Source organism: Burkholderia sp. MSHR3999 (genome assembly GCF_000833595.1).
In the GTDB taxonomy this organism is placed as follows: domain Bacteria; phylum Pseudomonadota; class Gammaproteobacteria; order Burkholderiales; family Burkholderiaceae; genus Burkholderia; species Burkholderia ubonensis.
Genome location: NZ_JRFO01000004.1, coordinates 311,622 through 336,109, shown reverse-complemented (window position 1 = coordinate 336,109; position 24,488 = coordinate 311,622). Strand labels below are relative to the sequence as shown.

Annotated in this window: 14 protein-coding genes and 4 pseudogenes; 12 read left to right on the top strand and 6 right to left on the bottom strand. The window is 61.9% G+C overall.

Going from position 1 to position 24,488, the window contains the following annotated elements; translation table 11 throughout:
• Window positions 1-51 precede the first annotated feature (51 nt).
• The 5 genes from KY49_RS14090 (at window position 52) to KY49_RS14070 (ending at window position 4,559) form a co-directional block, all read left to right on the top strand.
• Complete coding sequence (locus KY49_RS14090; protein WP_042585214.1) at window positions 52-351, top strand: hypothetical protein; 300 nt, start codon at window positions 52-54, stop codon at window positions 349-351.
• Window positions 352-575: 224 nt separating this feature from the next.
• A complete protein-coding gene (locus KY49_RS14085) occupies window positions 576-1,832 on the top strand; it encodes a capsule biosynthesis protein (RefSeq protein ID WP_042585213.1) in 1,257 nt (418 codons plus the stop codon).
• Window positions 1,833-1,934: 102 nt separating this feature from the next.
• On the top strand, window positions 1,935-2,453 hold the full coding sequence (locus KY49_RS14080) for an ISAs1 family transposase (RefSeq protein ID WP_231636413.1): 519 nt from the start codon (window positions 1,935-1,937) through the stop codon (window positions 2,451-2,453).
• Between the two features lie 79 nt (window positions 2,454-2,532).
• A complete protein-coding gene (locus KY49_RS14075; RefSeq protein WP_052495684.1) occupies window positions 2,533-2,952 on the top strand; it encodes a response regulator transcription factor in 420 nt (139 codons plus the stop codon).
• A gap of 974 nt (window positions 2,953-3,926) precedes the next feature.
• Window positions 3,927-4,559 (top strand): recombinase family protein, encoded by a 633-nt coding sequence (locus tag KY49_RS14070; protein ID WP_042585211.1) that lies wholly within the window; start codon window positions 3,927-3,929, stop codon window positions 4,557-4,559.
• Window positions 4,560-4,625: 66 nt separating this feature from the next.
• On the opposite strand, the gene KY49_RS14065 is transcribed toward KY49_RS14070, so the two are convergent.
• A complete protein-coding gene (locus tag KY49_RS14065; RefSeq protein ID WP_042585210.1) occupies window positions 4,626-5,258 on the bottom strand; it encodes a response regulator in 633 nt (210 codons plus the stop codon).
• A 264-nt stretch (window positions 5,259-5,522) separates the two neighbouring features.
• On the opposite strand from KY49_RS14065, the gene KY49_RS14060 reads away from it, so the two are divergent.
• Both KY49_RS14060 and KY49_RS14055 read left to right on the top strand, forming a co-directional pair.
• Window positions 5,523-6,650 carry an ABC transporter substrate-binding protein gene (locus KY49_RS14060; RefSeq protein ID WP_231636412.1) on the top strand — a complete coding sequence of 376 codons (1,128 nt, stop codon included), beginning with the start codon at window positions 5,523-5,525 and terminating at the stop codon, window positions 6,648-6,650.
• A complete protein-coding gene (locus KY49_RS14055) occupies window positions 6,650-8,482 on the top strand; it encodes a PAS domain-containing sensor histidine kinase (RefSeq protein WP_042585209.1) in 1,833 nt (610 codons plus the stop codon). The genes KY49_RS14060 and KY49_RS14055 overlap by 1 nt, the downstream gene beginning before the upstream one ends.
• On the opposite strand, the gene KY49_RS14050 is transcribed toward KY49_RS14055, so the two are convergent.
• Window positions 8,473-9,711, bottom strand: a complete 1,239-nt coding sequence (locus KY49_RS14050; protein ID WP_231636411.1) for a galactosyl transferase GMA12/MNN10 domain protein — start codon at window positions 9,709-9,711, stop codon at window positions 8,473-8,475. The genes KY49_RS14055 and KY49_RS14050 overlap by 10 nt on opposite strands.
• 207 nt (window positions 9,712-9,918) lie before the next feature.
• Window positions 9,919-10,509, bottom strand: a complete 591-nt coding sequence (locus KY49_RS14045; RefSeq protein ID WP_042585207.1) for a recombinase family protein — start codon at window positions 10,507-10,509, stop codon at window positions 9,919-9,921.
• 734 nt (window positions 10,510-11,243) lie between these two features.
• On the opposite strand from KY49_RS14045, the gene KY49_RS37275 reads away from it, so the two are divergent.
• Together KY49_RS37275 and KY49_RS39280 are read left to right on the top strand one after the other, a co-directional pair.
• Window positions 11,244-11,567, top strand: coding sequence for a hypothetical protein (locus KY49_RS37275; protein ID WP_156162521.1), 324 nt, complete (start codon window positions 11,244-11,246; stop codon window positions 11,565-11,567).
• Window positions 11,568-11,843: 276 nt separating this feature from the next.
• Window positions 11,844-13,811: pseudogene (locus KY49_RS39280) on the top strand (ESPR-type extended signal peptide-containing protein); the annotation flags it as partial.
• 8 nt (window positions 13,812-13,819) lie between these two features.
• On the opposite strand, the gene KY49_RS14035 reads toward KY49_RS39280, so the two are convergent.
• Window positions 13,820-14,356 carry a hypothetical protein gene (locus KY49_RS14035; RefSeq protein WP_082062367.1) on the bottom strand — a complete coding sequence of 179 codons (537 nt, stop codon included), beginning with the start codon at window positions 14,354-14,356 and terminating at the stop codon, window positions 13,820-13,822.
• Between KY49_RS14035 and KY49_RS39275 the strand changes: the two are divergent.
• Window positions 14,286-14,846, top strand: a pseudogene (locus tag KY49_RS39275) (hypothetical protein); the annotation flags it as partial. The gene KY49_RS14035 and the pseudogene KY49_RS39275 sit on opposite strands and share 71 nt — an antisense overlap.
• On the opposite strand, the gene KY49_RS38565 reads toward KY49_RS39275, so the two are convergent.
• The gene (locus KY49_RS38565) at window positions 14,753-14,962 is read right to left on the bottom strand and encodes a hypothetical protein (protein ID WP_042585206.1); all 210 of its coding nucleotides are present in this window, start codon (window positions 14,960-14,962) and stop codon (window positions 14,753-14,755) included. The pseudogene KY49_RS39275 and the gene KY49_RS38565 overlap by 94 nt on opposite strands.
• Between KY49_RS38565 and KY49_RS39270 the strand changes: the two are divergent.
• A pseudogene (locus KY49_RS39270) lies at window positions 14,955-15,239 on the top strand (hypothetical protein); the annotation flags it as partial. The gene KY49_RS38565 and the pseudogene KY49_RS39270 sit on opposite strands and share 8 nt — an antisense overlap.
• 8 nt (window positions 15,240-15,247) lie before the next feature.
• Here the strand turns inward: KY49_RS39270 and KY49_RS38560 are convergent.
• On the bottom strand, window positions 15,248-16,264 hold the full coding sequence (locus KY49_RS38560; RefSeq protein WP_052495683.1) for a hypothetical protein: 1,017 nt from the start codon (window positions 16,262-16,264) through the stop codon (window positions 15,248-15,250).
• On the opposite strand from KY49_RS38560, the pseudogene KY49_RS37265 reads away from it, so the two are divergent.
• Window positions 16,194-24,467, top strand: a pseudogene (locus KY49_RS37265) (beta strand repeat-containing protein); the annotation flags it as partial. The gene KY49_RS38560 and the pseudogene KY49_RS37265 sit on opposite strands and share 71 nt — an antisense overlap.
• Between the last annotated feature and the right edge of the window lie 21 nt (window positions 24,468-24,488).

The following is a 24,488-nucleotide window of genomic DNA, read 5'->3' as shown; positions in this document are numbered from 1 at the left end:
GCCCATGGCATTCCGTTCGACGATCGCGCCGTTTCATCCGGGTGAGGAAATATGAGTCATATTCTGGCAGTTTCGTTCAAGACCACTGTACTTGGCATCGTCACGTACTTCTCGTTGATGCTCCTCGGTTTTCATGACCGTGTCGCTCTGTTGCTGGCACTTGTGCCCGTCGTGTTGATGATGTTGAGCGTTTACACAGGTATCGTCGTTCGAGGCGTTGCGCTCATCTTCTTGACGGCTTGTCTGGTATTCATGCTGTCGGATCGCGGATTCGACTGGAACGGCATTGCGGCGCCGGCCAGGAAGATTCTGCTCGACGCGAAGAGCAGGCTGCAATCCGCCACGCGCTGAAAGAGCTTGCATGGCCGGCGCGACCAGAAGACCGACTCTCGCGCTGCGACTTCCGCTTGTGCTCAAACTGGCAGGTTGGTATTGCGTCAGGCGCCTTGGTAGCGTGGCCGCGGTCACGCAGATGGCATCGATGTTCTCGCCGCCCCATTTCCATTGCTTCCCGAACTTGCTTCGGGCTTCCTGCTTGCGTATCGCGTGCAGGGAGGTAAAGAGGATGTCGCTTTATGTTGCCCGACGGATGGCACTTTTTTGCCGGCAAGAATATATTGCTGCTGCAGGGACCGGTTGGTCCATTTTTCTCGAAGTTGGCTAGCACATTGTCGCAAGCCGGCGCGCAAGCGGTTCATAAGGTCAACTTCAACGGTGGAGACTGGCTCTTCTATCCTCGCGACGCGTTGAACTATCGCGGCAAAAAGCGGGACTGGCGTGCGTTTCTCGACCGGATACTGGCTGAGCGGCACATCGACACGATCATGTTGTTCGGCGATTGTCGCCCGTTTCATGTGATCGCTCGAAAGCTGGCGAATGAGCGCAGCGTGGACATGTGGGTATTCGAAGAGGGCTACGTCCGGCCGGATTTCGTGACCATGGAGCAAGGCGGAACGAATGGGCACTCGCGCCTGCCGAAGATGCCCGCGTTCTATCGCGCGCTTCCTGAACTGGCACCCGTGACGGAGCGCAGTGTCGGGAACGTGATCCCAAATCTCGTGGTTTGGGGCTGTCTATACGGGGTGGCCGCGATGGCGGGGCAGCCATGGTTTCCTCACTACCGCCACCATCGCCCGTTGGCTTTGGCCGAAGGCGGCAGATGGTTGCGGGCGGCGTGGCGTAAGGTCGCTTACCGGCTCCGAGAAAGTGGGGCGCTCGAATATCTGGTCGAGTGCAAGTCGAGACGGTATTTTCTCGTGTCACTACAGACAGCTATCGACACACAGATTCGGGTACATTCCCGGTTCCCTTCGCTGGAGACCTTCATAGAGGAGGTCGTCGATTCATTCGCGGATTCCTGCCGGGAGCACTACGATCTGGTATTCAAGCATCACCCGCTCGATCGCGGCCATACGGATTACGGCCGCGTGATCCAGTCTGCTGCCAAGCGGAACGGCGTTGCGAACCGTGTACTGTACATTCACGATCAGCATCTGCCTACGCTTCTCACGCACGCCGCCGGCTTGGTGGTGGTCAACAGTACTGTCGGCCTGTCAGGCATTCATCATGGGTTGCCGGTCAAGGTTCTCGGGGATGCGATCTACGATATGCTGGGCCTGACATTTCAGGGCCGGCTCGACAGGTTCTGGGACGAAGCCGCATCGTTTCGACCAGACATGTCGCTGTACCGTCGCTTCCGATCCCATGTGATCGATCAAACCCAACTGAACGGCAGCTTCTATTCCGGTGATATCGTCAACGTCGTCAGACGTGTTGAATCGTGCGCATGCGACCGAAGCGAACATTTTCGCGGCGAACTTTTTGACGCGTAGCCGCGCACCGAACGTAACGTTCCGATAACTTACGCGTCAGCAGAGTTGACCCCGTAGTCCCGGACACCTCCTCACACTACTGTTGATGAAACGACGCTGCTCGTGGAGATTCGCGCCACGCTCGACGCGATCCACCGTCTCCCGCCCGGCGGCCGCTGTGACTGTTCGAATGAGCATCGAGCCATCGACAGTCGAGACTGCGGCCGGATCGAAACGCGTAGCTGCCTCGTTGGCGACGTGTTGGGCGTCGGGCGCCCAGCGGCGCTTTGGCCGGGCATGCGCCCGATCGCGATGGTCGAGGCCACGCGCGAGATCTGTGGCACGGTGTCGGTTGAGCGCCGGTATTACGTGGCGAGCCTGCCGCCCGAGGCGGCGCACATTGCACACGCCGTGCGTTCCCACTGTGGCATCGAGAATTCGATGCATTGGGCGCTCGACGTGGCATTCGGTGAAGACCAGTGCCGGGTGCGGGTCGAGAATGCAGCGCGGAACTTTGCCATCCTGCGGCGTGTCACGATAAACCTGCTGCGCAAAGATACTCAGACCAGGGCCGGCCTCAAAATCCGTCGACTCAAGGCCGCCATCGGCGACATCTACCGCGCCCAATTCCTTGGCTGGTAAGGGCCTTCATGCGATTGCCCTGAGTGTTTCGGGCCCGCATAACAATTGTTGATCCTTGAAAGCCTGTCACCGCGCCAAAATGGCGCGCATCGATCAAGAGCGGTTCTACGTTCACGTCGGCCGAGCAGGTGAAGCTTGGGTTGGATTGATCCAGACGCTGCATATAAAACTGCCGACACTGCCGTTGCTGGTACTGAGCGGACTCGAAGATGCGCAAGCAATCCCGCGAATCTCGTGGGCGGGGGCAAATGGATGCATCGCGAAAGAGAGCGATCCAGACGTGTTGCTGGAAGCCGTCAGGCTGGTTGCAGCGGGCATCCGATTCATCGATCCGGCACTGATCCATGCCGTTTTCTTCGGGGAAACCGGTTCAAGCCACGTGCCGGAGGATGGGTTGTCGACAAGGGAGCGCCAGGTGCTGAGATCGATCGCTTCCGGATACAGTCTGAGCGACATCGCGCGTAGTTTTTCTAAGTGTCAAGACGATCAGTACGCGTAAAATCCGGCTGATGCTGAAGCTCAAGTAGAGAATAATGCCGAACTCATGCGTTTCGCGTTTCACCATGGATTGGTGACGGGTAAGTGAAACGGCATGCTTGGCGTCGGCGCGCCTTAGTGCTCCAAACCCTTGTCACGACGCATCTTCGCGCGAATTCAGGGGGGGCGGTGCATGAGCATGCGTCGCGCCTTTGACAATTCGTCTGTGCGCGTACCTGCGAACAATTGTCCGTCGCTCCTTTTTTGAGCTCGATCCAGGCACTGCCGAGCCATGCGAATTGCTGCCGTGCTGGTCAGACGAATCGCATCGACGCAATAGCACGAGAAAGGCCGTCCAATGTGGTGTGCGTTAATCTCCATCCAACCCGGTGCGCGCAAACTTTGCGTCGCAATGACGTTGATTTTGATCAATCACGTCAATCGATAAAATGCCGAAATTGAAGATGTCTCGATAAGGTTCGTGGCGATTCGGATTGGAGTGTGCTGCTTTGTTACCCATTCTTGGAATTAAATTGCTGTTCGCCTTTGGATCAACGTGATCGAGTGGAGCTGCAATTTGAGGCTGCCTTGGAAATATGGGTAATATAATAAAAAGAGTGAAAATAATTCCATTGGTTATATTTCTCGTGCGCGCCATCGATGGCAGGTCGGCATGCTGACAAGGCCTGGCGAAGTCAAGGATTTTCCCGATTCTAAATTTAAATGGGGATTTGTGACTTTCTGGGGGTAAGAAAATTCTTACGTTGAGGGTAGGGTGATTCTGTGATTTTTATCGGATTGGGTAACGTTTTAGTTTGTGTGTTGCGGTTTTACAATCATTGACAGTGATTTTTTGCATTGCTGCGCATGTGCTTGTTATGCTGGTCGGCGCTTGCGAAGAGCGTGGATGCTGTTTTTGTGTGGAATTTAAACAATAAATATAATCCGATGCTTTGAGTGTTGGATAACGGGTTTGGATGGAAGCGAGTTATATAAATGACGGCGACTGGCAAAAATGTTGGGTATGCGCGGGTTTCGACTGATGAGCAGCATCTTGACATGCAGATCATGGCTCTAGCGAAATTCGGATGTGACGTCACGCATTATGACAAGGGGATCTCGGGCGCACGTTTCGATAGGCCCGGCCTGCAACGTGTGCTGGAGGAACTGGTAGAGGGGGATACGCTTGTCGTCTGGAAGCTCGACCGGCTCGGTCGCTCGTTGGGCCATCTGGCCAACATCATCAGTCAACTGGACAAGCGGAAGATCCGGGTTGTCTCGCTGACGGAGTACATCGATACAAGATCATCGAGTGGCCGCTTCACGTTCCACATGCTTGCCGCGCTCGCCGAGTTCGAGCGTGGCCTGATCAGCGAGCGCACGCGTGCTGGTATGGCCGCGGCTCGCGACCGCGGTTCCCGCATTGGGCGCCCGAAAGTGCTGAGCGACGAGCAGTGCATCGAGGCGCAATGCCTGCTCGAAGCGCATCCGCCGTCCCAGGTCGCCAAGCGATTCAACGTGCACCGCTCAACGTTGATGCGGCATATCAAGATGTATCAGGACCGCCGTCGGGACATAGCACCCGACCACGCCACAAATCAATTTGCTTCGCCGTCGAGCGTATCGTGACCGGTGCGCCTGATTTTCGCGGAGCGAGTTCCGGAATGAGTTCGTAAGGAAACGGTCGCTCGGGGCTCAGCTCGTGCAGACGTTGTTGTCGATCGCGTAGCGGAACAATTCCGCATTGCTGCGGACCCCCAGCTTCTGCATCAGCCGCATCTTATGTGTGCTGATTGTCTTCGCGCTCAATGCGAACTCGGCGGCGATCTCGTTGACGGAACGACCGGCTGCGAGACGCTTCAGAACCTGAAGCTCGCGGGTCGAAAGCACCTCTCCGGCGATCGGCGCGTGCGAGGGCGCATCGAAGACAACAGTCTCGACCAGTAACGGATCGATGAACCGCCCGCCGCAAGCGAGTCTCCGTACGGCAGCGATGAGGACTTGCGGGTCGCTGTCCTTGGTGACATAACCGGACGCGCCGGCGCGAAGCGCGCGCGTGACGGTCTGAGGGTCGTTATGGATGCTTAAGACGAGCACAGGCAGCGCCGGATGGCCGGCGCGTACCGCCTGGATCAGGCCTGCGCCGGAAAGCCCAGGCATCGTCATGTCCAACAGCAGGACGTCGACGGGGTGGGCGCACAGCTGAGCCACAACGTCGTCGCCGTTTCCGACCTCCGCGACAACCACGATGTCCGAGGTCGTTGCCAAAATCTGTTTGATGCCGCCTCGGACGATCGCGTGATCGTCGGCTATCAGCGTGTGAATCATAAACGTACTTCTCGTAGGGGCGCGCGCGGTGAAACCTTCATCCTTCCACTGCAAACAATCATTGGACGAATTGGGGGGCGATTCCGGGGTGATACGACCATCTTGGACGCATCTTGGGTGCACATTGGATTCAAATAGAGATTGTAAAATGATTTTTTAACATTTAGTCTTGATATTTTTTGCTCGTTCGCGCGCCACATCCGAACCTATCGTCGAATGCAATCTCCGCGCGCGAGATGCTTCCAACATCCCTTGGTGTGCGTGGTGGAATGTGACAATTTTGTGACGAGGCGGCGACTGCTTGTCGGTGCGGCGGCGTCTGCACTGAGTCTCGGCGCCAGGTCAGTCAGGCCCGCGACGCGGAGCGCTCGCGTCGTCTTCCTCAATCCGGGCGAATCGGTCGAACGGAGCACCGGAAAGCAATGGCAGTTGGTGGTTCGTTTCATGGCCGCGGCGGCGAAAGCGCTCGACATGCAATTGGAGGTCCTGTATGCCGAACGAGACTACATGCTGATGCTGCGGCAAGCGGAGGCAGTTGCGAATCGCAGTTCCGTCCCCGATTACGTGGTCGTTGTGAACGAGAAGGGCATAGCGCCACGAATATTCGACGTGCTCCGCCGGATCAAGTCCCGGATCGTGCTGATCCACAACGATCTGACTGACCAGCAACGCGCGGTCGTCGGTGACGAGCGCGGACAGATCGCCAACTGGATCGGTACGGTGACGGCCGACGCGAGGCGCGGCGGATACCGATTGATGAATTTTCTGTGCCGAAGCCAGACGGCTTCGCAGCCGAGTGTTATTGGCATTACGGGAGACCCCATGACGCCCGTATCGACCGAGCGCGCGCAGGGTGTGCGCGATTGGCTGGCCGCCGTTCCCAATGCCCGGCTGAATCAACTGGTCTACAGCGACTGGAGTTTCTCCGACAGCTACGAAAAGGTCTGCGTGCTTCTGAAGCGCTATCCCGACACTAATCTGATCTGGGCCGCGAACGACTCGATGACGTTGGGCGCGTTAAATGCGTGCCGGACGTGCGGCGGACGTGCGGCCGTCGGTGGAATGGGTGCTTTGCCGGAGGCGTTGATCAGAGTGAAGTCTGGCGGGCTGTCCGCGATGATGGCCGGCGACTACTTCATCGGCGCATTTGCGATGGTGCTGATACATGACCACTACCGTGGGGTGGATTTCGCTCTCCTTGGCGGCGCACGGAAGAAGTTGGATTTCCTGACGGTGGTGAGCGAGCGCAATGCAGCTTCGTACTACGAATTGCTTTTCGGCGGGCTTGGCGATCCGGATTTCAGCATCTTCTCGAAATACATACATCCTGGTTCGGGGGGCTACGATTTCCAAATCGACCGTCTGTTGAGCCATGTAAAGAAATTTTCGTGATGTCCTGGTTCGAAAGATTGTTCGGCTTGCGCCGACCGCTCGGTCTGCAGGGAAAGCTGATGCTTTCTTTCCTCATCCTCGTGGTCGTGATCGGGGGCGTCGGCGCATTCTGTTTGACGGAACATGAGCGGGAGGTTCGTCTCGACGCACTGGAAGGCAAAGCCACGCGTGTGGCCAATTTCCTCAGCCTTGCGCTCGACCCGCCGCTTTGGAACGTAGACAAGGCTGCAATCGACGCACTGCTCGCCTCGTTGGCGGTCAACCCGGAAGTGGCCGAATTCACAATCACGGCAACGAACGCAGGAATCATTTCGTCGGTAAAACCGCTTGCGTCGACCGATCCGAACGACCAAATCGTCCGGGTCGAAGAGATTTTTCACTCGGCGTCTCCCGCTGCGCCTCGAGAAAAGCTCGGCGAAATCAAGGTCGTGATGTCGAAAGCCGCGGCGACCAAAGAGATTCGCCATGCGCAGATCATCCTTCTCGTCTCGATGCTATGTCTGCTGATCGGACTTTACGTAGCGGTTTATCACCTTCTCAGGTTGATGGTGCACCGTCCGATCAAACAGCTGACGACAACGATCGACTTGATTTCCTGCGGCGATCTGGATGCGTGGTGTCCGATCACGTCGGATGACGAGCTGGGTGGTCTGGCCGTCAGAGTGAATGCGATGGCACGCAACCTGCGAAAGTCGACGCGCCTCGTGCGCGAAAGCGAACAGAAATATCGGCGGATCTTCGAGAACGCGATCGAAGGCATGTTTCTGCTCGAACGATCCGGGCGACTTCGCGAGGTGAACCCCGCGATGGTTGGCATGCTGGGTTATTCCTCCGCGGAAGAATTGCTGTCTGGCGATCCTGGGCAGGGGCGGCGATCGGTGTTTTCGGTCGAGCAAGTTCAGCACCTGTTCGTCATTGCGGTGAGTAACGACGGCATAGTCGGATTGGAAATGGAGTTGCGCAAGCACGACGGCGCACCTGTCTGGGTTGAATTGAACGCCCGCATTGTCGCGGCCACTGATGGCGAGCCGGCATATCTAGAGGGCATGTTGGCCGATATCACCATCCGGCGATTCGCACGAGAGAGACTGCGTGCGCATCGCGACCGGTTGCAGCGAGAGGTATCGGAACGCAGGCGTGCCGAAGCGGAACTCGTCGCGTCGCAGGAGCAACTGAGACGGATATCTGCACATATGGAAGGGGTGCGGGAAGAGGAGCGAAAGCATATTGCAATGACCGTCCATGATGAGCTCGGTCAATTGCTGACGGCGCTGAAGATCGACGCATCGTTGCTGAAGAATGCGTTGGATCACGATAGCCCGGGGGTACACAGGATCGACCAGATGAGCGGCCTCGTCGACAAGACGCTGCAAATCGTTCGTGACGTTGCCAGTCATTTGCGGCCCGCGGCGCTCAACTACGGGCTTGAGTCGGCTTTGGAATGGTTGGCTGGCGAGTTCACCCGGCACGGAAGCGTGCGATGCGATTTTGTGTTGTCGACGAATGCGCCGGAACTTCCCGACGCACAAGCGACTGCCATCTTCCGCATTGCGCAAGAAGCGCTGACCAACGTTGCCCGTCATGCGGGAGCGACCCAGGTTGAATTACGACTCGGCGGCAACGGTCACAGGATTGAACTGACGATCACCGACGACGGTATCGGGTTCGATCCGACGGTTCGCCCCTGCAAGTCATATGGTTTGCTGGGCATGAAGGAGCGCGCCCGGATGCTCGGGGGGGAACTGACGATCGACAGTGCCCGAGGGGAAGGGGCGCGCGTGCGGCTGACACTTCAAGCGGATGCGGTGAAAGCGCACCGCGTCTACATGTGAAGCGTTTGACCCTCCGCTAGCCAGGCCCGCTCGTCGCAATCCATCATCAGCGCACGCATTTCGGTCCACATGCCGAAGTAATGGACGATAAAGCTGTCCCGCTGCTTGAAAAACCATGGTGTGTTGATGGCGAGTGGACTCTGGATCTCCGTCGCATCGAGCAGGCCGTGCTCTTTCATCGCCGCGATGAAATAGTACTGGTCGCCGTTGCCCGCGTAGACGTTCGACCGGTCCGGCAGCGCGTTGATCGTATTCATCAGGTCGGACAGCATCGCGCGATTCGCGTCGGTGCGTCGAAATCCCATCACGCCTGAATTGAACGGCCATTGCCCGATGTCCCGCGCGAGCAGTCGGTCCTTGCCAGCGAGCAACGGTTCGATGCGCAACGTCTGATTGCCGATCAAAACATCGGCGTCGAGCCAGATCACCCATTCGTGATGCGCGAGGTATGCGTGCAGCAGCCAAGGTTTGAGCCAGTTTCCGGTTCCGGAAAGGCCAATTTCCGGCGGTGTCGCGCGGTGCACGTAGAGCGTATGCCCATGCTGCTCACAGTAGCGGCGGAAGTTTTTTTCGGCGATATGCGCGTAGGTGCTGATCTCAGGCGTATAAAGCGTCACGAACGCGATCGGCCGGCCGGGATTGTAGGTGCTGCGCTCTTCGGACGGAATGCCGTCCGACCAGTCGAAGGCGAAGTAAGGGCGAACGCCGGTCATGCAGTCGTCGATGTGAGCGACGAGCGTACTCAGGAACCGCGGGACGACGCCCATCTCGACGGGTGAATGCGTTTCGTCCTCGATGCTGATCGCGAAGGTGGGCAAAACGCGCCAGCGCGGATCGACGTTCGGCCCGGTGTGCATGACTGCGCACATACCGTCGATTGAGGCATGCCATGGCAGCGAATGGAGCCGGGAAAGCAATCGACGCTCGCCGGGAAAAGGCCTACCTCCGAGCTTGCATTGCATTACGATCTCGACGACCCGCTCGCGCGTGGCCGCGCAGTTTCGCCAGATCTGCACATTCGGCTGAGGGACTTCTCCGGACGTCGATATCAGCAGGTGGTCGCGATCGCCGATCAACGCGTCAAGCGGGACCAACGACACGATTGCCGCGTGCTCGTTGAGCACGAGCACGATGTGTCCGTCAGCTGTTTTGCTCAACGTGTCGAGGAGGCACTCGTATTTGTGCAAGGCGTGCACCTGATGCCCTCGCGGCCCGTTGCTGGTATCCATGATTTGATGCGCATACGAATGGGCGTTCGCATACCGCGCGTGATTTGCGCATGCGGTAGGCGCGGATTCGAAAAAGAAGCTCAAAACTGTGCATTGAGCCATAGTCGATGTTCCTCAACGATATGAGTTCAGCTTGTTGCCCGGGGGAAATTGGTTCGGTGTTCGGAATGCAGGCAGGACAGGCGACACAGCCGCGATGATTGGCGCCTAGCTTTCTTTTTGCGGTTTCGCACCGGGCGGCAAAGTATCTTTCCGTTTCGCCAATGCGCGTTTCAGCGTGCGGGGGTGGACCTTGAATTTTCTGGCAACGTCCGACACCGGCTTCGTCTTCAATAGCGTGACGGCTTGCCTGCACTGTGCTGGCGACAATATCGGCTTGCGCCCGATGCGCTTGCCGTGCGACCGGGCTGTACGCATGCCTGCCCGTGTGCGCTCGCTGATCAGGCGGCGCTCGAATTCGGACAGCGCCGCCATCATATGAAACATCAGCACGCCGCCTGCGGATGACGTATCGATCGATTCGGTAAGGGACATGAACCCGATGCCGTTTTTCCCGAGATAGTTGACCAGATCGATCAGCTTCGCGAGCGAACGCCCGAGACGATCGAGCCGCCAAACTACCAGCGTGTCGCCGCTTGAAGCCTCCGCCAGCGCCTCGTTCAGGCCCGGGCGCGAGAAGTCGGCGCCCGATATCCCCTGGTCCATGTATAGCACGTCGCAGCCGGCACGGAACAAGGCGTCTTCCTGCAATGTGAGATTCTGTTCGTCCGTTGATACACGGGCATACCCTATCTTCACTGGGCAGCCTCCGGCAAGTGACTCGTGTCTCGGATGCCGAGATCGCGGTTCGGGGGACATTCACCAGGCGTGCAGAATGTTTCCGCGGCCCATCGGAAACGGGGAAAGTGGACGAAAGATTGCATCGTACGCAGAGAGCTTGGTTGAAAAATCCAACGGAACAGTGCGAAAAAAAGCTTCTGCCACCCCGCGACGCAGCATTGTTTGGCAGCTAATTGTGATGTTGCGCGGGCGGCGGGCACGTGCCGATTGGTTCGGTCGACTACAAATGTCAAAACTTGTAAAGTCGCCGCCATTGTAGTGGACAAAAGGGAACCCTTTTGCCACCCCGCTTCTTCGACACCCTCAACGCCGCGGCGCCTCGCAGGGCCTGACCATTAAAAATTTTCTCTCACTTTGGCACAAGGGTTCCCTTTTGCACACCCGGATGCTGTTGGCAATTGGCGAACAGTGCTGTGGCGATATTTGTGCGGTCCTGGGCCCTTTGCAAGCAAATCTAAGGAGCTTCTCGGTAGTGAAGTCAGGTAATCGCAAGCTGGCTAGAGATGGCCGAAAAGGGGGGGGGGATGCAGAACAGGACGCACAAATCCGGAGGTGCGCTCGCACCTTATACGTCGAGATTGTTCGGAAGGCGACGTTGTGGGCAGAGTCGCGATGTTTCGTTGGCTGACAGGATACTTGCTCTGTTGACGGCAACTGGCCCGCGACAGGTGCTGCCGCAGTCTGCAGAGGGGGTGTCTGCGGTAGTTGCAGAGGCGGCGATGGTGCAGCTTCGAAATGCGGCTTACGTGCTGATGGCTCATTACTTTCCCGGGGCCTCAGAAAATTTGGAAAAAGCATATGACATGGGATTGTTCGCCGGATTTTGCGGAGAGCGATCGGCAATCACTATGGGATCAATTTCGAAATCCGAAGCCGGCGGGCCAAGCGATGAACTCGCAAAAGGAGCTGCTCCGGCTTTACTTCATGGTGTGTTCGATTTAGGGATCAGGCACGGTAGGTTGGCAAGAGTTTGGGGTGGTTTGGATCATTTCGGGCATGAAGTTGTTCAGTCATAGTGCGGATCTATCGTGAAAGTAGGTAGGCCGCTTCTAGCGGCTGTCAGCGCCGAACGGCAGACTGCGTTCGATTTGAGTATATGGTCGCGCTTGCGTTGGACTTGGATTCGGAGATCGCGACCAAAGGTTTAGGGGGTGAATCTAGAGCCGACGCGTGTGGCTGGAGCCCAGCGGATATCGATAACTCTCGGACCGAATTCGAATGCCTTGTGCTTTCTACGTGTGAAATTAGTAGTGCGATTTAATGAGATAGGCGACCTCTACTAGAGGATAAAAATGAACAAGATCTATAGAGTTGTGTGGAACAAGTCGCTTGGCACGTATGTGGCGGCTTCGGAGCTCGACAGTGCGCAGGGTAAGGGAAAGGGAGGCGCCGCGTCTGGAGTCTTTGATCAGCGAGGAGCCGGCGCAATCAGTAACCTTGGTGAGGACCAGGCCGAGGGATTCGCGCTAAATGTTTTCATGGTTGCTGCGGTGTTGTTGGCCGGTGGCATGACGCTCTCACATGATGTCTTCGCCGGCACCACACTTTCCGGATGCGGAACCGCGACGGCCAGCAACGGGTTGGCTGATGCTATCGGTTGTGGAGTGACAGCTGTCAATAGCGGGGACATTGCGATCGGAGCAAACGCGACCACGGCCAGCGGAGGAAATTCGGTGGCGCTAGGTCCGAATACTACAGCGACTGGGGGGTCTTCTACGGCCGTCGGTTCGGCTGCGACCTCATCAGGAGCGACTTCAACGGCCATTGGTGCGGTTGCTGTTTCATCCGGAGCGAATTCGACGGCGCTTGGTGTGGGCGCAACAGCGAGTGGGACAGGTTCTCAAGCACTCGGTTCGGGTTCAACCGCAACCGCATTTCGCGCTGTCGCCGTCGGCCGTGCAGCGACTGCAAGCGGCCTAAGCTCCGCCGCATTCGGTGATGCTGCAGTGGCGAGCGGGCAAGATGCAATTGCGCTTGGTCAAGCGGCATCTGCGACAAATTTCGGTTCTCAAGCGTTTGGCCTTAGCGCTATCGCAACTGGCGTTAATGCTATAGCAATGGGAGATGCTGCGACATCCTCCGGGCCTAACTCACTCACGATTGGCACTGGTGCGGTTGCGGCCGGAAACATTTCAATTGCATTGGGATTTGGTTCGACCGCTACGCAATCAGGAGGTGTCGCTATTGGTTGGAGCTCGAAGTCATTAGGTGTCGACAATCTCATTGTTGGCAATAATTCGACAGCATCCGGAGTCAGCGGCGAAGTCTTGGTCGGTGATGGCGCGATTGTGTCAGGCCTGGCGGCGACAGGCGTTGGCAGCGTTGTCCGAGCATTGGGCGATCGAAGCACGGCGATCGGGCAGTGGGCTCTCACTACCGGTGCGCAAACGCTTGCAGCCGGGCGGTCAGCTTCTGCGATTGGGGATTTTTCCACTTCGATTGGCGTTAATTCGACAACTTATGGACAGGGTTCTCTCGCCGCTGGCGAAGGGGCGGTCGCGGGCGTAAGTGGAAGCGGCACCACCATAATCAACGATCTTGCCCTTGGGAATGCCGCATCCGCAATTGGCGGCAATTCAATCGCAATTGGGACGACGTCGACAGCGTCAGGCATATCCGCGAGCGCGGTAGGGCCTAACGCGACAGCATCCGGGGGGGATTCAACGGCGATCGGCAATGGCTCGCAGGCGCTGGGGGCGTCGACGGTGGCGCTGGGTGACAGCAACACGGCGGCCGCGACGGCGGGCCAGGGCGCGTTCGCGGGCGGTTATCAGTCTCAGGTCCTGAGCGGTAACGGCGCGGTGGCGTTGGGCTATCAGCAGACGGCGAGCGGCAATGGTGCGGTCGCGATCGGCGATCCGAATAGCGCGACGGGCACGGGCGCGGTGGCAGTCGGCGCGAACAACACGGCGACGGGCACGGGCGCGCTGGCGATCGGCAACACGAACGTGGCGACGGGCACCGGATCGATCGCGCTGGGGAGCACGTCGACGGCGGCGAACACGGGCGGGGTGGCGCTGGGTTCAGGCGCGACGGCGACCAATGCTGGCGACGTGGCGCTGGGCAGCGGCTCGGTGACGTCGGCGGCGAACCCGACGTCGAGCGGGACGATCGGCGGGACGACGTACTCGTATGCGGGGACCAGCCCGACGAGCGTGGTGAGCGTGGGTTCGGCAGGGGCCGAACGCCAGATCACCAACGTGGCGGCGGGCCGGGTGAGCGCGACGAGCACGGATGCGGTCAACGGCTCGCAGCTGTTCGCGACGAATCAGGCGGTGAACTCGCTGTCGACGTCCACGTCGACCTCGGTCAGCTCGTTGTCGACGGGTCTGTCGACGACGAACAGCACGGTGACGTCGCTGTCGACGTCGGCCTCGACGACGGCCAGCTCGCTGTCGACCGGTGTGAGCTCGTTGTCGACGGGCCTGTCGACGACCAACAGCACGGTGTCATCATTGTCGACTTCGACCTCGACGACGGCCAGCTCGCTGTCGACCGGCGTGAGTTCATTGTCGACGGGTCTGAGCACGACGAACAGCACGGTGACGTCGCTGTCGACGTCGGCCTCGACGACGGCCAGCTCGCTGTCGACCGGCGTGAGCTCGTTGTCGACGGGTCTGTCGACGACGAACAGCACGGTGTCGTCGTTGTCGACGTCGACCTCGACGACGGCCGTTTCGCTGTCGACGGGCATCAGCTCGCTGTCGACGTCGGCATCGACGGGCATCGCGTCGGTGTCGACGACGGTGAGCACGCTGAGCGCGCAGGCGGTGAAGTACGACCTGAACCCGGACGGATCGGTCAACTATACGAGCGTGACGCTGGATCCGGGCGGCTCGGCCGCGCAGATCCACAACGTGGCGGCGGGTACGGCGTCGACCGATGCGGTGAACGTGTCGCAGCTGAGCACGGCGGTGTCGGGCAGCAAGACGCACTATTACAGCGTCAACGACAACGGTACGCAGGGCAGCAACTACAACAACGACGGTGCGACTGGCGTCAATGCACTGGCGGCAGGCGTGGGTGCATCGGCGGCGGGTGTCAATGCGACGGCGATCGGCAATGGCTCGCAGGCGCTGGGGGCGTCGACGGTGGCGCTGGGTGACAGCAACACGGCGGCCGCGGCGGCGGGCCAGGGCGCGTTCGCGGGCGGTTATCAGTCTCAGGTCCTGAGCGGTAACGGCGCGGTGGCGTTGGGCTATCAGCAGACGGCGAGCGGCAATGGTGCGGTCGCGATCGGCGATCCGAATAGCGCGACGGGCACGGGCGCGGTGGCAGTCGGCGCGAACAACACGGCGACGGGCACGGGCGCGCTGGCGATCGGCAACGCGAACGTGGCAACGGGCACGGGATCGATCGCACTGGGCAGTGGATCGATTGCCGGCGCGGACGGCGCGATCGCAATGGGCACTACCGCTAGCGCTGGATCTCAGAACGGAATTGCGATCGGAACGAATGCCGTTGCGCTCAATGGCGGCGACGTCGCACTCGGCTCGAACTCAGTGACGTCTAGCGCGAATCCGACGACGAGTGCGACGATCGGCGGCTCGGTGTACAACTTCGCTGGCACCAATCCGACCAGCGTCGTAAGTGTCGGTAACGTAGGGGCAGAGCGGCAAATCACGAACGTGGCAGCAGGACGGATCAGTCCGTCGAGCACCGATGCGGTCAATGGATCACAACTCTACGCTGTGGATCAGGCGGTCAACAAGCTGTCGACCTCGACGTCGACGGCGGTCAGCTCGCTGTCGACGGGGCTGTCGGCGACCAACAGCACGGTGACGTCGCTGTCGACATCCACGTCGACGACGGCCAGTTCGCTGTCGACTGGCGTGAGCTCGTTGTCGACGGGTCTGTCGACGACGAACAGCACGGTGACGTCGCTGTCGACATCCACGTCGACCACGGCCAGTTCGCTGTCGACCGGTGTGAGCTCGTTGTCGACGGGTCTGTCGACGACGAACAGCACGGTGACGTCGCTGTCGACATCCACGTCGACGACGGCCAGCTCGCTGTCGACCGGTGTGAGCTCGTTGTCGACGGGTCTGTCGACGACGAACAGCACGGTGACATCGCTGTCGACATCCACGTCGACGACGGCCAGTTCGCTGTCGACCGGTGTGAGCTCGTTGTCGACGGGTCTGTCGACGACGAACAGCACGGTGACATCGCTGTCGACATCCACGTCGACGACGGCCAGTTCGCTGTCGACTGGCGTGAGCTCGTTGTCGACGGGTCTGTCGACGACCAACAGCACGGTGACGTCGCTGTCGACATCCACGTCGACGACGGCCAGTTCGCTGTCGACTGGCGTGAGCTCGTTGTCGACGGGTCTGAGCACGACGAACAGCACGGTGACGTCGCTGTCGACGTCGGCCTCGACGACGGCCAGCTCGCTGTCGACCGGCGTGAGCTCGTTGTCGACGGGTCTGAGCACGACGAACAGCACGGTGACGTCGCTGTCGACATCGGCCTCGACGACGGCCAGCTCGCTGTCGACTGGCGTGAGCTCGTTGTCGACGGGTCTGTCGACGACCAACAGCACGGTGACATCGCTGTCGACGTCGACCTCGACGACGGCCGTTTCGCTGTCGACGGGCATCAGCTCGCTGTCGACGTCGGCATCGACGGGCATCGCGTCGGTGTCGACGACGGTGAGCACGCTGAGCGCGCAGGCGGTGAAGTACGACCTGAACCCGGACGGATCGGTCAACTATACGAGCGTGACGCTGGATCCGGGCGGCTCGGCCGCGCAGATCCACAACGTGGCGGCGGGTACGGCGTCGACCGATGCGGTGAACGTGTCGCAGCTGAGCACGGCGGTGTCGGGCAGCAAGACGCACTATTACAGCGTCAACGACAACGGTACGCAGGGCAGCAACTACAACAACGACGGTGCGACTGGCGTCAATGCACTGGCGGCAGGCGTGGGTGCATCGGCGGCGGGTGTCAATGCGACGGCGATCGGCAATGGCTCGCAGGCGCTGGGGGCGTCGACGGTGGCGCTGGGTGACAGCAACACGGCGGCCGCGGCGGCGGGCCAGGGCGCGTTCGCGGGCGGTTATCAGTCTCAGGTCCTGAGCGGTAACGGCGCGGTGGCGTTGGGCTATCAGCAGACGGCGAGCGGCAATGGTGCGGTCGCGATCGGCGATCCGAATAGCGCGACGGGCACGGGCGCGGTGGCAGTCGGCGCGAACAACACGGCGACGGGCACGGGCGCGTTGGCGATCGGCAACACGAACGTGGCGACGGGCACCGGATCGATCGCGCTGGGGAGCACGTCGACGGCGGCGAACACGGGCGGGGTGGCGCTGGGTTCGGGCGCGACGGCGACCAATGCCGGCGACGTGGCGCTGGGCAGCGGCTCGGTGACGGCGGCGGCGAACCCGACGTCGAGCGGGACGATCGGCGGGACGACGTACTCGTATGCGGGGACCAGCCCGACGAGCGTGGTGAGCGTGGGTTCGGCGGGTGCCGAACGCCAGATCACCAACGTGGCGGCAGGCCAGGTGAGCGCGACGAGCACGGATGCGGTCAACGGCTCGCAGCTGTTCGCGACGAACCAGGCGGTGAACTCGCTGTCGACGTCCACGTCGACCTCGGTCAGCTCGTTGTCGACCGGTGTGAGCTCGTTGTCGACGGGGCTGTCGACGACGAACAGCACGGTGACGTCGCTGTCGACATCCACGTCGACCACGGCCAGCTCGCTGTCGACCGGCGTGAGCTCGTTGTCGACGGGTCTGAGCACGACGAACAGCGCGGTGTCGTCGTTGTCGACGTCGACGTCCACGGCCACGAGTTCGCTGTCGACGGGACTGTCGACGACGGACAGCAATGTCGCGTCGCTGTCGACGTCGACGTCGACGACGGCGAGCTCGCTGTCGACGGGACTGTCGACGACGGACAGCAATGTTGCATCGCTGTCGACATCCACGTCGACGACGGCCAGTTCGCTGTCGACCGGCGTGAGCTCGCTGTCGACGGGTCTGTCGACGACCAACAGCACGGTGACGTCGCTGTCGACGTCGGCCTCGACGACGGCCAGCTCGCTGTCGACTGGCGTGAGCTCGTTGTCGACGGGCCTGTCGACGACGAACAGCACGGTGTCGTCGTTGTCGACCTCGACGTCCACGGCCACGAGTTCGCTGTCGACGGGACTGTCGACGACGGACAGCAATGTTGCGTCGCTGTCGACGTCGGCCTCGACGACGGCCAGTTCGCTGTCGACCGGCGTGAGCTCGCTGTCGACGGGTCTGTCGACGACCAACAGCACGGTGACGTCGCTGTCGACATCCACGTCGACCACGGCCAGCTCGCTGTCGACCGGCGTGAGCTCGTTGTCGACGGGTCTGAGCACGACGAACAGCGCGGTGTCGTCGTTGTCGACGTCGACGTCCACGGCCACGAGTTCGCTGTCGACGGGACTGTCGACGACGGACAGCAATGTCGCGTCGCTGTCGACGTCGACGTCGACGACGGCCAGCTCGCTGTCGACGGGTCTGTCGACGACCAACAGCACGGTGACGTCGCTGTCGACGTCGACCTCGACGACGGCCAGCTCGCTGTCGACTGGCGTGAGCTCGTTGTCGACGGGCCTGTCGACGACGAACAGCACGGTGACGTCGCTGTCGACATCCACGTCGACGACGGCCAGTTCGCTGTCGACTGGCGTGAGCTCGTTGTCGACGGGTCTGAGCACGACGAACAGCACGGTGACGTCGCTGTCGACATCGGCCTCGACGACGGCCAGCTCGCTGTCGACCGGCGTGAGCTCGTTGTCGACGGGTCTGTCGACGACGAACAGCACGGTGACGTCGCTGTCGACGTCGACCTCGACGACGGCCGTTTCGCTGTCGACGGGCATCAGCTCGCTGTCGACGTCGGCATCGACGGGCATCGCGTCGGTGTCGACGACGGTGAGCACGCTGAGCGCGCAGGCGGTGAAGTACGACCTGAACCCGGACGGATCGGTCAACTATACGAGCGTGACGCTGGATCCGGGCGGCTCGGCCGCGCAGATCCACAACGTGGCGGCGGGTACGGCGTCGACCGATGCGGTGAACGTGTCGCAGCTGAGCACGGCGGTGTCGGGCAGCAAGACGCACTATTACAGCGTCAACGACAACGGTACGCAGGGCAGCAACTACAACAACGACGGTGCGACTGGCGTCAATGCACTGGCGGCAGGCGTGGGTGCATCGGCGGCGGGTGTCAATGCGACGGCGATCGGCAATGGCTCGCAGGCGCTGGGGGCGTCGACGGTGGCGCTGGGTGACAGCAACACGGCGGCCGCGGCGGCGGGCCAGGGCGCGTTCGCGGGCGGTTATCAGTCTCAGGTCCTGAGCGGTAACGGCGCGGTGGCGTTGGGCTATCAGCAGACGGCGAGCGGCAATGGTGCGGTCGCGATCGGCGATCCGAATAGCGCGACGGGCACGGGCGCGGTGGCAGTCGGCGCGAACAACACGGCGACGGGCACGGGCGCGTTGGCGATCGGCAACACGAACGTGGCGACGGGCACCGGATCGATCGCGCTGGGGAGCACGTCGACGGCGGCGAACACGGGCGGGGTGGCGCTGGGTTCGGGCGCGACGGCGACCAATGCCGGCGACGTGGCGCTGGGCAGCGGCTCGGTGACGGCGGCGGCGAACCCGACGTCGAGCGGGACGATCGGCGGGACGACGTACTCGTATGCGGGGACCAGCCCGACGAGCGTGGTGAGCGTGGGTTCGGCGGGTGCCGAACGCCAGATCACCAACGTGGCGGCAGGCCAGGTGAGCGCGACGAGCACGGATGCGGTCAACGGCTCGCAGCTGTTCGCGACGAACCAGGCGGTGAACTCGCTGTCGACGTCCACGTCGACGACGGCCAGCTCGTTGTCGACGGGCCTGTCGACGACCAACAGTACGGTGACGTCGCTGTCGAGCAGCGTTGGGTCGATCTCGACGACGCTGTCGACCACGGGCAGCAGCATCGCATCGCTGTCGACGGGGCTGTCGACCACGGACAGCAATGTCGCGTCGCTGTCGACGTCCACGTCGACGACGGCCAGCTCGCTGTCGACCGGCGTGAGCTCACTGTCGACGGGCTTGTCGACGACCAACAGCACGGTGTCGTCGTTGTCGACCTCGACGTCCACGGCCGCGAGTTCGCTGTCGACGGGTCTGTCGACGACGAATAGCACGGTGACGTCGCTGTCGACCTCGACGTCGACGACGGCCAGCTCGCTGTCGACCGGCGTGAGCTCACTGTCGACGGGCTTGTCGACGACCAACAGCACGGTGTCGTCGTTGTCGACCTCGACGTCCACGGCCACGAGTTCGCTGTCGACGGGTCTGTCGACGACCAACAGCACGGTGACCTCGCTGTCGACCGGCGTGAGCTCACTGTCGACGGGTCTGTCGACGACGAACAGCACGGTGTCGTCGCTGTCGACCTCGACGTCCACGGCCACGAGTTCGCTGTCGACGGGTCTGTCGACGACGAACAGCACGGTGTCGTCGCTGTCGACCTCGACGTCCACGGCCACGAGCTCGCTGTCGACGGGTCTGTCGACGACGAATAGCACGGTGACCTCGCTGTCGACGTCGACGTCGACGACGGCCAGCTCGCTGTCGACCGGCGTGAGCTCGTTGTCAACGGGTCTGAGCACGACGAACAGCAACGTGTCATCACTGTCGACGTCGAGCTCGACGGCAGTCAACTCGCTGTCGACGCTGGTGTCGACGACGCGCACGCACTACTACAGCGTCAACGACAACGGCACGCAGCAGAGCAACTACAACAACGACGGCGCGACGGGGATCAACGCGCTGGCGGCAGGCACGGGCGCGACGGCGGCAGGCGCGGCAGGCGTCGCGGTGGGCAACAACGCGAACGCGAGCGGCGCGAACACGGTGGCAATCGGCTCGGGCGCGACGGCGTCGCATGCCGGCGACGTGGCGCTGGGCAGCGGTTCGGTGACGTCGGCGGCGAACCCGACGTCGACGGGGACGATCGGCGGGACGACGTACTCGTATGCGGGGACCAGCCCGACGAGCGTGGTGAGCGTGGGTTCGGCGGGTGCCGAACGCCAGATCACCAACGTGGCGGCGGGCCAGGTGAGCGCGACGAGCACGGATGCGGTCAACGGCTCGCAGCTGTTCGCGACGAACCAGGCGGTGAACTCGCTGTCGACATCCACGTCGACGACGGCCAGCTCGTTGTCGACGGGCCTGTCGACGACCAACAGTACGGTGACGTCGCTGTCGAGCAGCGTTGGGTCGATCTCGACGACGCTGTCGACCACGGGCAGCAGCATCGCATCGCTGTCGACGGGGCTGTCGACCACGGACAGCAATGTCGCGTCGCTGTCGACGTCCACGTCGACGACGGCCAGTTCGCTGTCGACCGGCGTGAGCTCACTGTCGACGGGCTTGTCGACGACCAACAGCACGGTGTCGTCGTTGTCGACCTCGACGTCCACGGCCGCGAGTTCGCTGTCGACGGGTCTGTCGACGACGAATAGCACGGTGACGTCGCTGTCGACCTCGACGTCGACGACGGCCAGCTCGCTGTCGACCGGCGTGAGCTCACTGTCGACGGGCTTGTCGACGACGAACAGCACGGTGTCGTCGTTGTCGACCTCGACGTCCACGGCCACGAGCTCGCTGTCGACGGGCCTGTCGACGACGGACAGCAATGTTGCATCGCTGTCGACGTCGACGTCGACGACGGCCAGCTCGCTGTCGACCGGCGTGAGCTCACTGTCGACGGGCTTGTCGACGACCAACAGCACGGTGTCGTCGCTGTCGACCTCGACGTCCACGGCCACGAGTTCGCTGTCGACGGGTCTGTCGACGACGGACAGCAATGTTGCATCGCTGTCGACCTCGACGTCGACGACGGCCAGCTCGCTGTCGACCGGCGTGAGCTCGTTGTCAACGGGTCTGTCGACGACCAACAGCACGGTGTCGTCGTTGTCGACCTCGACGTCCACGGCCGCGAGTTCGCTGTCGACGGGTCTGTCGACGACGAATAGCACGGTGACGTCGCTGTCGACCTCCACTTCGACGACGGCCAGCTCGCTGTCGACCGGCGTGAGCTCACTGTCGACGGGCTTGTCGACGACGAACAGCACGGTGTCGTCGCTGTCGACCTCGACGTCCACGGCCACGAGCTCGCTGTCGACGGGTCTGTCGACGACGAATAGCACGGTGACCTCGCTGTCGACGTCGACGTCGACGACGGCCAGCTCGCTGTCGACCGGCGTGAGCTCGTTGTCAACGGGTCTGAGCACGACGAACAGCAACGTGTCATCACTGTCGACGTCGAGCTCGACGGCAGTCAACTCGCTGTCGACGCTGGTGTCGACGACGCGCACGCACTACTACAGCGTCAACGACAACGGCACGCAGCAGAGCAACTACAACAACGACGGCGCGACGGGGATCAACGCGCTGGCGGCAGGCACGGGCGCGACGGCGGCAGGCGCGGCAGGCGTCGCGGTGGGCAACAACGCGAACGCGAGCGGCGCGAACACGGTGGCAATCGGCTCGGGCGCGACGGCGTCGCATGCCGGCGACGTGGCGCTGGGCAGCGGCTCGGTGACGTCGGCGGCGAACCCGACGTCGACGGGGACGATCGGCGGGACGACGTACTCGTATGCGGGGACCAGCCCGACGAGCGTGGTGAGCGTGGGTTCGGCGGGTGCCGAACGCCAGATCACCAACGTGGCGGCGGGCCAGGTGAGCGCGACGAGCACGGATGCGGTCAACGGCTCGCAGCTGTTCGCGACGAACCAGGCGGTGAACTCGCTGTCGACATCCACGTCGACGACGGCCAGTTCGCTGTCGACGGGCCTGTCGACGACCAACAGTACGGTGTCGTCGCTGTCGAGCAGCATTGGGTCGATCTCGACGACGCTGTCGACCACGGGCAGCGGCATCGCATCGCTGTCGACGGGTCTGTCGACGACCAACAGCACGGTGACGTCGCTGTCGACGTCGACGTCCACGGCCACGAGTTCGCTGTCAACCGGCCTGTCGACGACCAACAGCACGGTGTCGTCGTTGTCGACCTCGACGTCCACGGCCGCGAGTTCGCTGTCGACGGGTCTGTCGACGACGAATAGCACGGTGACGTCGCTGTCGACCTCGACGTCGACGACGGCCAGCTCGCTGTCGACCGGCGTGAGCTCACTGTCGACGGGCTTGTCGACGACCAACAGCACGGTGTCGTCGTTGTCGACCTCGACGTCCACGGCCACGAGTTCGCTGTCGACGGGTCTGTCGACGACCAACAGCACGGTGACCTCGCTGTCGACCGGCGTGAGCTCACTGTCGACGGGTCTGTCGACGACGAACAGCACGGTGTCGTCGCTGTCGACCTCGACGTCCACGGCCACGAGCTCGCTGTCGACGGGTCTGTCGACGACGAATAGCACGGTGACCTCGCTGTCGACGTCGACGTCGACGACGGCCAGCTCGCTGTCGACCGGCGTGAGCTCGTTGTCAACGGGTCTGAGCACGACGAACAGCAACGTGTCATCACTGTCGACGTCGAGCTCGACGGCAGTCAACTCGCTGTCGACGCTGGTGTCGACGACGCGCACGCACTACTACAGCGTCAACGACAACGGCACGCAGCAGAGCAACTACAACAACGACGGCGCGACGGGGATCAACGCGCTGGCGGCAGGCACGGGCGCGACGGCGGCAGGCGCGGCAGGCGTCGCGGTGGGCAACAACGCGAACGCGAGCGGCGCGAACACGGTGGCAATCGGCTCGGGCGCGACGGCGTCGCATGCCGGCGACGTGGCGCTGGGCAGCGGTTCGGTGACGTCGGCGGCGAACCCGACGTCGACGGGGACGATCGGCGGGACGACGTACTCGTATGCGGGGACCAGCCCGACGAGCGTGGTGAGCGTGGGTTCGGCGGGTGCCGAACGCCAGATCACCAACGTGGCGGCGGGCCAAGTGAGCGCGACGAGTACGGATGCGGTCAACGGCTCGCAGCTGTTCGCGACGAACCAGGCGGTGAACTCGCTGTCGACGGGCCTGTCGACGACGAACAGCACGGTGTCGTCGCTGTCGACGTCCACCTCGACGGTGGCGAGCTCGCTGTCGACGGGTCTGTCGACGACGAACAGCACGGTATCGTCGCTGTCGACCTCGACGTCCACGGCCACGAGTTCGCTGTCAACCGGCCTGTCGACGACCAACAGCACGGTGTCGTCGCTGTCGACGTCAACCTCGACGGCAGTCAGCTCGCTGTCGACGGGCTTGTCGACGACGAACAGCACCGTGTCGTCGCTGTCGACGTCGACCTCGACGGCGGTCAGCTCGCTGTCGACGGGCTTGTCGACGACGAACAGCAATGTGTCGTCGTTGTCGACGTCGACCTCGACGGCGGTCAGCTCGTTGTCGACGGGCTTGTCGACGACGAACAGCACGGTGTCGTCGCTGTCGACGTCGACCTCGACTGCAGTCGGTTCGCTGTCGACGGGTCTGTCGACGACCAACAGCAACGTGTCGTCGCTGTCGAGCACGATCAGCTCGGTGTCGGGTAATACGACGTCGTTGTCGACATCGGTGTCCACCACGGCCAGCTCGCTGTCGACGGGCTTGTCGACGACGAACAGCACGGTGGCATCGCTGTCCACGTCGACCTCGACTACGGCCAACTCCTTGTCGACCAGTGTGAGCTCGCTGTCGACGGGCTTGAGCACGACCAACAGCAACGTGTCGTCGCTGTCCACGTCGAGTTCGACCGCGGTCGTGTCGCTGTCCACCCTGATCTCGAACTCGCACTCGCATTACTACAGCGTGAACGACGACGGGCAACAGCAGAGCAACTACAACAACGACGGCGCGACTGGTACCAATTCGATCGCTGTCGGTCCGTCCGCATCGGCAGCCGGCAAGAACGCGGTCGCGATCGGAAACGGCGCTAACGCGAGC